At 60.9% G+C, this 1,505-nt stretch carries 2 protein-coding genes; one reads left to right on the top strand and one right to left on the bottom strand.

All coding sequences use genetic code 11. The features are described 5' to 3' along the window. Positions 1-525: 525 nt before the first annotated feature. On the bottom strand, positions 526-1,065 hold the full coding sequence (locus KZA10_RS14945; protein WP_256934923.1) for a hypothetical protein: 540 nt from the start codon (positions 1,063-1,065) through the stop codon (positions 526-528). Between the two features lie 119 nt (positions 1,066-1,184). Between KZA10_RS14945 and KZA10_RS14940 the strand changes: the two genes are divergently transcribed. After that, positions 1,185-1,412 carry a DUF2283 domain-containing protein gene (locus tag KZA10_RS14940; protein ID WP_218683282.1) on the top strand — a complete coding sequence of 76 codons (228 nt, stop codon included), beginning with the start codon at positions 1,185-1,187 and terminating at the stop codon, positions 1,410-1,412. Positions 1,413-1,505: the final 93 nt, after the last annotated feature.

Here is a 1,505-nt window from a genome sequence, read left to right as displayed (position 1 = left end):
TGCATACCCCACCGGGAAAACGGTGACGCAGCGAGTTTGATGCTGACCAAAGAGACAAATTCATTGCTGACTTCATCCATTGCCAACCCCCCGGAAGGAGTTGGTCTTTGATCCAAAGGAATTCTCAACTAGCCGAAGCTAGACGAGGATAATTTGGCATTTGACAAGTGCACGCTGTTGAGTTCTCAAGGATCGGATGCTCCCACGACCCAGCCATCACAGCCAGGCCCGAAGGGCAACTTCTCTATCTTACCGATCTCGTTTCCGTTGTCAAGTCCGAGTTTTTCTCGGCCTGACCGTGGGAACGGATCAGCACCTTCATCCTGTTCACTCAGTGAGTGTCTGGGATTCGGGAGGTGTTAGCTGCTTGACGGGAGCCGGTCCGAGGACCTCCGCTCAACCGTTTGGGGCGAACAAGTAATAAGTTACGCGGATCCCGGGGATCGGGCAAATCTAGGCCGACCGCCGGGCGTGTCGCGCTCCTGCAGCCGCATATCCGCGCGACTCTCCTACCCCTGTCGTGCCTCACTCCGTGGTCATGGGTGTGGTCGTAACGTCGATGTTGCCGAAGGGGAATGGGCTGAAGACCGTCCAGGAGCCGGAGGTGAACCCCTCCATCGGGATCATGAAGAACCAGACGTGCGAGACGACGATCGCGACAATCACGAGGGCCCCGACTCCGATCGCTGCCCGGTTCAGAACCTTGAGGGCACCGTGTTCGTCGCTCGCCTTCATCACGCGGCCGAGAGCGATCAACACGATCGCGGCAATACCTGCGTAGACCAGCGGGCTGGGACCGAGGGTGAGCTGGATGCACAGGGGAGCCTCGTCTACCGGTCGCCCCGCCCCATCGATGAATCCGCCGCTGCCATCGATGCCGCCAGGACAAGTGGCTCTACTCGCCACCATGAGGGTGGGATACACCAGCGCGGCGATCACGGCGAGGATCAGAAGGCGACGGATCCTGGCGATGACCAGCACTCCGGGGAGTCCAGCGACAGCAGTGGTCTCCGACGGGGTGTGCGGAAGCGACAAGGCGATCTCCTCTGTAGGGGTCGTCTTCATGATGGCTCAGTGCTCGGCGTGGGGGAAGAGGCGTGGCTCCCTCGTCAGTGGCGTCAATCGGATCCGTGTCATCGTGGACGGCAACTCCCGCATCACCATCACCGTCACGAAGGGCTGACATGCGACTCACCTACGATCCCGAAGTGGACGCCGCGTACATGATGCTGGTGGACGCGATTGCGCCCGGCCAAGCGAGGCATCAGGTCGAGGTGCCCCACAACGACGGCATCGCCGGACAGTTCATCCTGGACTTCACCGAGGATGGGAAGCTCCTCGGTCTAGAGATTCTCTTCGCCTCAGACACACTGCCCGCGTTCGTTCTGGCAGCGGCCGAACCTCTGCAATAGGGCGAGCAGGTGGTCGGACCAGACTTGTACGACCTCGACCGCGACGGTGACGGGATCGCCTGCGACTGAGACGGCTCCGCCCTACGCTGGAGC

It is taken from the genome of Microbacterium sp. BF1 (assembly GCF_019279095.1).
GTDB classification, from domain to species: domain Bacteria; phylum Actinomycetota; class Actinomycetes; order Actinomycetales; family Microbacteriaceae; genus Microbacterium; species Microbacterium maritypicum.
Note: the sequence above shows the minus strand (reverse complement) of the source record. Positions and strands in the feature narration are given on the sequence as shown.